The organism is Lyngbya sp. CCY1209 (assembly GCF_055795065.1).
Map to the genome: position 1 here is coordinate 1 of NZ_JAYFER010000121.1, position 8,501 is coordinate 8,501.

The 8,501-nt window shown below is 55.7% G+C and carries 9 protein-coding genes; 5 read left to right on the top strand and 4 right to left on the bottom strand.

From position 1 onward, the window contains the following. The first annotated feature begins 5 nt into the window (after positions 1-5). Positions 6-116, top strand: a complete 111-nt coding sequence (locus AC0QHF_RS00865) for a DUF29 family protein (protein WP_375341386.1) — start codon at positions 6-8, stop codon at positions 114-116. Between the two features lie 28 nt (positions 117-144). After that, positions 145-318, top strand: coding sequence for a DUF29 family protein (locus AC0QHF_RS00870; RefSeq protein WP_324702296.1), 174 nt, complete (start codon positions 145-147; stop codon positions 316-318). Between the two features lie 752 nt (positions 319-1,070). On the opposite strand, the gene yidD is transcribed toward AC0QHF_RS00870, so the two are convergent. From yidD to AC0QHF_RS00890, 4 genes are all read right to left on the bottom strand, one after another. Continuing rightward, positions 1,071-1,292, bottom strand: a complete 222-nt coding sequence (gene yidD, locus AC0QHF_RS00875; protein ID WP_324702297.1) for a membrane protein insertion efficiency factor YidD — start codon at positions 1,290-1,292, stop codon at positions 1,071-1,073. A 1-nt stretch (position 1,293) separates the two neighbouring features. Beyond that, a complete protein-coding gene (truB, locus tag AC0QHF_RS00880; RefSeq protein ID WP_324702298.1) occupies positions 1,294-2,187 on the bottom strand; it encodes a tRNA pseudouridine(55) synthase TruB in 894 nt (297 codons plus the stop codon). A gap of 5 nt (positions 2,188-2,192) precedes the next feature. Further along, entirely contained in the window at positions 2,193-3,071 is an 879-nt protein-coding gene (locus tag AC0QHF_RS00885; protein WP_324702299.1) for a calcium-binding protein, read from the bottom strand. Between the two features lie 338 nt (positions 3,072-3,409). Then, positions 3,410-3,613: a ribbon-helix-helix domain-containing protein gene (locus tag AC0QHF_RS00890; protein ID WP_375341385.1), complete on the bottom strand. Its 204-nt coding sequence runs from the start codon at positions 3,611-3,613 to the stop codon at positions 3,410-3,412. Between the two features lie 27 nt (positions 3,614-3,640). Here AC0QHF_RS00890 and AC0QHF_RS00895 point away from each other — a divergent pair, with 27 nt between their 5' ends. The 3 genes from AC0QHF_RS00895 (at position 3,641) to ligA (ending at position 8,248) form a co-directional block, all read left to right on the top strand. Beyond that, positions 3,641-4,996 (top strand): IS200/IS605 family accessory protein TnpB-related protein, encoded by a 1,356-nt coding sequence (locus tag AC0QHF_RS00895; protein ID WP_324702300.1) that lies wholly within the window; start codon positions 3,641-3,643, stop codon positions 4,994-4,996. 179 nt (positions 4,997-5,175) lie between these two features. Further along, positions 5,176-6,135, top strand: a complete 960-nt coding sequence (locus AC0QHF_RS00900; RefSeq protein WP_324702302.1) for an Npun_R2479 family HD domain-containing metalloprotein — start codon at positions 5,176-5,178, stop codon at positions 6,133-6,135. A gap of 85 nt (positions 6,136-6,220) precedes the next feature. After that, positions 6,221-8,248 carry an NAD-dependent DNA ligase LigA gene (gene ligA, locus AC0QHF_RS00905; RefSeq protein ID WP_324702301.1) on the top strand — a complete coding sequence of 676 codons (2,028 nt, stop codon included), beginning with the start codon at positions 6,221-6,223 and terminating at the stop codon, positions 8,246-8,248. The last annotated feature ends 253 nt before the right edge of the window (positions 8,249-8,501 follow it).

The window sequence follows — 8,501 nt, forward strand, 5'->3', positions numbered from 1 at the left end:
ACCCCATGAGCAACACCCTTTACGAACAGGATTTCTATAGCTGGGCGCATCAGCAATCCCGCCTGCTGCGCGATCGCCAATTTGAGCAATTGGACTTATCGCATCTGATCGAGTAACCTTCAACGTACCGCGATCGCAAAACTGTTGAAGCGAAATCCCGGTTTAAAATCTCGCTTGGATGAAGCCATGACCGAAAGCTGGTCGGAGGCCCGGGACTTGGCGATCGCCGAAACCGATTTACCCGACGAACAGTTCCCGGAAATCTGCCCTTTTTCCTTAGAAGAAGTCATGCGTCCGGATTTCTGGCCGACACCCTGACAAAACATTCCACCTCAATCCTGAAATTGAACCATCAACCCCGCCAAAACTGCCGATTGATCCGTCTCGCACATATTTTTCGATTTTAGACCCGCCTTGAAATGAATTTCAAGGCTCATAGCAAAAGTCCACTAAGCGTGGACTCGGTTGGACATAGAGTATCCTAACCACCTTGGCGGTTGCTATACATCTAAATATCGCGTCAGTTCCGCTTCTAGCCCCTCCGGAAAGGAATTCTATCAGCTTCGGTTATCCCCTCCTAAACCTCCCCAATCATCTTTAGATGATTTGAGCTATTAGCTTGGGAATTCATTCCCAAGCGGTTTGGATATCCAACCGGCTTTTTCCGGGTATTTAATTAGAATAGCAACGTGAAATATAGCGCTGCGCGCGGTCCTCGAGAATCGAGAGTCGGGAGCCCTTGAAAACTCAAAGCCCCTCTAAATCGAGGTTTTGAAGTTTTTTTGGTCTCCTCGATTTGTAAACACACGAGCGCGATACTTGCGATAATTGACAAAACTCGCTCCATTAAAAGCCCCCATAATTGGGGATTTGGGGGTGGGGTGAAGCCCCCAGAATTGGGGGTTTGGGGGCGAAATAATTGACAAAACTCGCTCCATTAAAAGCCCCCATAATTGGGGATTTGGGGGTTGGGGGAAGCCCCCAGAATTTGGGGTTGGGGGCGAGAATCAAAATCAAAGCCCCCAGAATTGGGGGTTTGGGGGCGAAAAACGATTAACGATCGCCCCCCATCACCCATCCTTCGGCGGCACCGGATCGTAACCCCCCGGATGCAGCGGATGGCACCGCAAAATCCGCGCGATCGCCATCCATCCCCCCCGCAAAACACCGAACCGGCCGATCGCCTCCATCGCATATTCCGAGCAAGTCGGCTGGAACCGGCACGCCGGCGGCAGCAACGGCGAAATCAATAATTTGTAACCCTTAATTACAGCAATTAATATCCGTTTCATCTCAAAAACCGTGCAAAACGACCTGGGGAGCCAACACCGTTTTCTCCCCCTCCATTATCCGTCCGATTCCCAAAAACTGCCCCTCCTCATCGTAAACCCGCAACACAGTATCCACAGTTCCAGAAACCGGAATTCGCTGTCCCTGACACCAGCGTTTCCCCTCCTCCCCCGGAAGCCCGATCGCATCCAAATGCATCAACGCCGCCGACGGATCGCAGGGCACGAACGAACCCGCCTTCACCTGGGTTTCCAAATCCGCGATCGCGACGCTATTTTCCAACGAGAAACCGCTGCTGCGCGTGCGAACCAACCCCGCCAGCGTCGCCCCCGTCTCCACCTTCTCCCCCCAATCCCGGGCGATGGAGCGGATGTAAGTCCCCGTACCGCAGGCGATCGCGACTTCCAACTCCGGAAACTTCCCCGGACGCCACCCGAGCACCTCCAAACCGAACACCTCCACCGTGCGGGTGGGCACCTCCACCACCTCGCCCCGTCGCGCCCGTTCGTAAAGTCGCTTGCCCCCGACGTGAATGGCGCTGTAGTGGGGGGGCTTTTGTTCGATTTTGCCCAAAAACTCCGGCAGCACCGCCTCCACCCGTTCCCGCGTCAAATCCGACGGCGATCGCTCCGTCAGCACCTCCCCCTCCAAATCGTCCGTCGCCGTCGTCACCCCGAACCGAATCACCGCCCGGTAAGCCTTCTCCGAGGAAAGGAACTGCAACAGCCGCGTCGCCCGCCCCAAAGCCACGGGCAGCACCCCCGTCGCCGCCGGGTCGAGGGTCCCCGCGTGTCCCACCCGCTTCAGGTGCAACAGCCGCCGCACCCGCGCCACGCAGTCGTGGGAAGTCCAGCCCTTCGGCTTGTCCAAATTGAGAAATCCCTGCACGTCAGACATTCGGATTAAATAATGATCGCGTCAATTTCAGTAAAATCTCCCGCACCCAAATTATCAACCCCCACCACGATCGCCAAGAAACTTTCGTTATCATCAAAATTGCGATCCAGGCGGATCACGGCGCTGTTGGCAAACTCCTGGTTCAACCCCACCGAACTTCCCGGAACGATTTCCAGGTCGGAAAATTGCAAGCCGCCCGTCAGCAAAATTTCATCCTCGTTCGGGTTGTAATCGACAATCAAATCCGCAAAATCGAGCGAGATCCCCCCCGTCACGGAACTCAGCGCGAAGGAGTCTTGCCCCTCTCCGCCGATCAGATCGTCAATGCCCCGATCGCCCGCCAGGATATCATTTCCGGCTCCCCCGTCCAGGATATCGTCATTTTGGCCGCCGAAGATCACATCGTCGTCATCGCCGCCCGATAGCGAGTCATTGGCGAAATTCCCGAACAGGTCATCCGCCCCCGCCCCGCCATCCAGGGTATCCCCCTCCTGTCCCCCGAACAGGGTATCATCCCCGTCACCTCCGAGCAGAGAATCCCGGCTCCGGTTGCCGAACAGCCAGTCGTCCCCGGTTTCCCCGTTCAGGGTATCCACGTTGTCCGCCCCGTAGAGGGTATCATTGCCGCCCGCCCCCAACAGCGAGTCCGGCCCGTCAAAGCCGATGATGCGATCGGGGCCTCCGGTGCCCGTCACCGTGTCCCCCGCCCGGTCGGTGACTTCGATTTCGTTGGCCGAACCGCCCCCCCCCGAACCGCCCCCGTTGTTAGAACCGCCATTCCCGTCGAGGGAGTCATCCGGGGGGATGATAATATCGGCGCCCAGGGTATCGCCTCCGTTCAATAGCTCATCCAGAACGTCGGGATTGATAACAACTGATGTCATAATGTTCTCAAAAAGATCTCAGATTTGTCTCGAATTTTACCGTTTTTCGGATGAAACGGAGGTCTGATGATGTCGGACGCGATCGGATCTACCCGCCCCCGCCCGGTACGGCAGTCGCCCGGACGCTCCGCCATCCAAAAATCCCGAAATCTTTCACCGATGGGCTCTCAACCCCACGCTGAAACCTGAAAGCTGACGGCTGATTGCCCTATCGTCCGCCCGTCAGGGTCGATCGCTCCCCGGGGGCGATCGCCACCTTCACCCCAGATTCTCCAAATGCCTACAATTGTAAGAGTTTGTCAGAAAAAACTGAGATCCCTCACCGTCCTAACTCACTTTCAAAGTTGAACAAGAGTAGCGACTCCCAAACCCCCACCTGTTCCGAGGTGGGGGTTTGGGAGTGGCGGGGTTTCTAGCTGGCATCGATCGATCAACTTTCTGATAACATCAGATCTGCTAACCCCTTCTTTTTCTACTCTCTGATCGAGCTTCTGCAACTCTTCATCGCTCAACATGACAGACACTCTATTTTTCCTCTTCATACTTCTATGATGCGCTAATATAGGCACATGATAACAAGAAAGCCTTCCCAAATTATCCGCACCGACAAATGGGCTTTAAGCCCGACCACTGAACAGCGCCTTCTGTTGGGTGAGACGGTGAAGGTCTATCGTCGGGTTTGTCGGTACTTGGTTGGCATTGTCTTTACGCACTGGCCGGAGCTAGGGGGTTTATCATCAAATGAACAAATCCCGGCTGTAGAGCGGTTAATGCACTCAACGGCAAAGCGGCTGACCGTGAAGTACCCACAAATCAATCGGGTGTTTCACAAGTTCCCCAGCTATTACCGGAGAGCTGCAATCAGCTTTGCGCTCGGTCAGGTTAGAAGCTATATGACTCGGTATCGAGACTGGCAGAGTGGTCTATCCCGTAAGCGCCGGGATGCCAAGCCACCCACTCTCAATGCCGATGCAGGCTGCTATCCAGCGCTATATAAAGGTCAGTGCTATAAGCTGCGAGGCTATGACACTGTTGAGATTAAGGTGTTTACGGGGTCTGACTGGATCTGGACGACCGTTGAGATCAGTGGGCTTCGAGAACGCCATGAGGTGCCGAACAACAAAATGTTGTCACCATTTCTGATCTTCAATAGGAAAGCCTGTCATCTCTCAGTCCCGTTTCACTGTATTCCTCCGAAGCGGAAGCCCGACAAAAATGTTGTTGCTGTTGACCTGGGCATCAACACCACGGCTACGGTAACAGTCGTGACGTTCGACGGTACTGTAATCCATCGTGAATTCATTCACCCGGGAAGAGACATAGACCGTCGAGACAAACGGCTCAAGTCCGTTTTCATGCGGGCATCTAAGACGATGGGTAAAGGTGGGAAGCTGCACAAAGGCTTCTGTGCCAATACCTATCGCAAGTGCCAGAACATCAATACCCAGATTTGCCACATCGTTTCTAAGCGGATTGTCCAGATTGCCAGTGAGTTCAACTCAGAGGCGATTGTCTTCGAGAACCTGAAAGGCTGGAAGGCGACAGGAGGGCGAAAACGCTCAAATCTGCGTCAACGCTTTCATGGTTGGCTCAAAGCCAAGATCCGCGACTACACCGAAATGAAGTGGGCAGAAGCTGGCGGTCAAGTGATTGATGTCGTTGCCGCCTATACCTCAAAGCTGGCTTACGATGGCTCCGGCGTTGTCAAGCGGAACTCTAAAAATTATGCCCTGGCAGTATTCCAGAATGGTCGGCAGTACCAGGCTGACCTAAATGGAAGTCAAAATATCGCTGCCCGGGGCATTCTTAAGCTCACGCGCAGAAATGACCGTGAGAACCGTTCCAGCAAACGTACTGGACGGTTGTCTAGAAGCTGGGCCTGTCTGTGTGATCTCTGGACTCAGGATCGTCTGAGATTAGCATAGGACACCCCCACCTCGCCTACCGCAGGTGGGTAGAGCTTCATTATAATGGTGGTCAGTTCCGAACCCTTGTGAAAATTCTGTCCGACCTTGGGGAACGGCCGAGTAAAAACCCATAAAACTTGCGTTCTTTTTCCCGATGCTCAAAATTCACCTACCATTCCTGTGAGTTCATCATGAGTATGTTCAATGCCACCGCAATCCTAATTGATGCCTTCGTACAGCGCCTGCAGGCGGGCTACCGCCGGACCTACGGCGGCTTCAAGCCCGACTATCCGGAAATCATCGCCTGGGCCGGCACGATGGCCCTGGAAAACATCGCCAACTGCGACGCGCTCTACCACAACGTCGAGCACACGATGCTCGTCACCCTCGTCGGACAGGAGATCTTGCGCGGAAAACACATCCGGGAAGGGGGTGTCACCCCGGAAGACTGGCTGCACTTCACCATCTCCCTCCTCTGCCACGATATCGGCTACGTCAAAGGCGTCTGCCGGCGCGATCAGGAAGCCAACGGTTGGTATGCCACAGGAATCGACGACGGCATGATTTCCCTCCCCATCGGCGCCACCTCGGCCAGCCTCACCCCCTACCACGTCGATCGCGGCAAATTGGTCATCGACGAGCGCTTCGGCGGCCACAAGCTCATCGACGCGGAACAGATCAAGCGCAATATCGAACTGACCCGCTTCCCGGTCCCCGCCGACGAAACCCACCAAGACCGGCACAACTATTCCGGACTCGCCCGGGCCGCAGACCTGATCGGCCAACTGAGCGACCCCCGCTACCTCAAAAAGATCAGCTCCCTGTTCTACGAATTTGAAGAGGTCGGCACCAACAAAGTCCTCGGCTACAGAACCCCCGGGGACCTGCGGAAGAATTACGCCAAATTCTACTGGAACGGGGTCTTCCCCTACATTCCCGCCGCCCTCCGATACCTGGAACTCACCCAGGAAGGAAAACAGGTCGTCGCCAACCTGTACGCCAACGTCTTCCAAGTCGAAAACGAACGGCGCATCCTCCAAGAAAGCGAAAAGTACCTGCCGGAGACAGTCCCTCCGGACTCCAACGGCTACAACGGGGACGGCAAAACCGCTTCGGATCAGCGGAAATTCAGCGAAATGTCCAATTTGAATCTGTGAAAACCGGCCACAAAATTGGCTGTGGGGGAATCCTTCTGACGGAGAATTCCCCCAACTTGTCGAAAAGGGTGAGGGCGATCGAACCGTGAAACAATCTAACTCCGAACTCCAACAGCGGGCTGAACAACTGAGGCGGCAACTTCAGGAAGCCAGCCACGCCTACTATGTCCTCGATCACCCAATTATGGAGGATGCGGTTTACGATCGCCTCTACCGGGAACTCGAACAACTCGAAACCGAACACCCGGAACTGATTTCCCCCGACAGTCCCACCCAGCGGGTCGGCGAAAAACCCGCCGATCGCTTTCAATCCGTCCAACACAACATCCCCCTCTACAGCCTCGAAAACGCCTTCGATACCCGGGAACTCGAAGCCTGGGACGCCCGCTGGCGCCGCCACCTCGGGGAAGAACCCGAAAATTTGGCTTATATCTGCGAACTGAAAATCGACGGTTCCGCGATCGCCCTCACCTACGAAAACGGCGTCCTGGTGCGGGGCGCGACCCGCGGCGACGGCGTGACGGGGGAAGAGATCACCCAAAACGTCAAAACCATCCGTTCCATCCCTTTGAAACTCAAACTCGACGATCCGCCCCCCGTGGTGGAAGTGCGCGGCGAAGCCTTTTTGTCCCTGGACGTGTTTGAAAACATCAACCGGGAACGGCAAGAAGCCGAAAATCCCCCCTTCGCCAACCCCCGAAATGCAGCGGCGGGAACCCTGCGACAACTCGACTCCCGCATCGTCGCCGATCGCCAACTCGACTTTTTCGCCTACACCTTACACCTGGACTCGGCCGAATTGACCTCCCAGTGGGACTGTCTGGAGAGGTTGCGGGAGATGGGATTCAAAGTCAACCCCAACCGCAAATGCTGCCAGTCCTTGCAGGAAGTCGAGGACTATTTCGACGACTGGGAAACCCGGCGGCGGGATCTGCCCTACATGACGGACGGCGTGGTGGTGAAACTCAATTCCCTGGAGTTGCACGAACGCCTCGGCTTCACCCAAAAAGCCCCCCGCTGGGCGATCGCGCTCAAATACCCCGCCGAAGAAGTCCCCACCCGGATTGTATCCGTGACGGTGCAGGTGGGGCGCACGGGGGCGCTGACGCCGGTGGCCGAACTCGAACCCGTCCAACTGGCGGGGACGACGGTCAAACGGGCCACCCTCCACAATAAGGATCGCATCACTGAATTGGACCTGCACATCGGCGATACCGCGATCGTCCGCAAAGCCGGGGAAATCATCCCGGAAGTGGTGCAAATTCTGCCCGATCTTCGCCCCCCGGACGCCGAACCTTTCCAAATGCCGACCCACTGTCCCGCCTGCGGGGAAACGGTCGCGCAACCCCCGGGGGAAGCCGTCACCCGCTGTATTAATAGTTCCTGTCCGGCGATTTTGCGGGGTTCCCTGGAGCACTGGTGCGATCGCAAAGCGTTGGATATCGACGGCGTGGGGGAGAAATTGGTGGGGCAGTTGGTGGAGCGAGAATTGGTGCGCTCGGTGGCTGATTTGTACGAATTGAGCGTCGAAGAATTGGTTAAATTGGAGCGGATGGGGGAAAAATCCGCCCGCAACATTGTCGATGCGATCGCTTCCTCCAAAAAACAGCCCTGGCACCGGGTTTTGTACGGTTTGGGTATCCGCCACGTCGGCAGCGTCAACGCCGAATTGCTGGCCGAAACCTTCCCCAGTTGCGATCGCCTCGCCGCGGCCGATCCCGACGCGATCGAAAGCGTCTCCGGCATCGGCCCGGAAATCGCCGCCTCCGTCTTCGGGTGGTTCCGCCGGGATGCCAATATTAAATTGTGCGATCGTCTCAAAGACGCGGGTTTGCAGTTGTCGGGTGTTCCCCAAAAATCCAAACCCTCGGAGTCGCAAAATCGACCCCTGGCGGGTCAAACCTTCGTGATTACCGGGTCGCTGCCGAACCTGAAGCGGGACGAGGCGAAGGCAAAAATTCAAAACGCGGGGGGAAAAGTCACCGGTTCGGTCAGTTCCAAAACCAACTATTTGGTGGTGGGGGACGATCCGGGTTCAAAATTGGATAAAGCCGAGAAGTTGGGAATTCCAACACTATCGGAAGCGGAGCTTTTGGAGATGATCGGAGGTTGAAAATGGGGGCGATCGTTCGACCGCATCAATGAAAGTTAAGGAGGATAAAAATAGCTCGTTTTCCGGAGGGTGTCATGTTTCATCCGCAGATTTCGCAGATTTCGCAGATTTTTCATTTTTTCCGGCGATTTCTCGTTTTAAATAATATCAAATCGGTTATTTGGTCACACAAACTCCCCAATCATCGACCGATGATTTGAGCTGGTAGGGGCGCAAGGCTTGCGCCCTCGGGAATTGATTCCCAAGCGGTTTG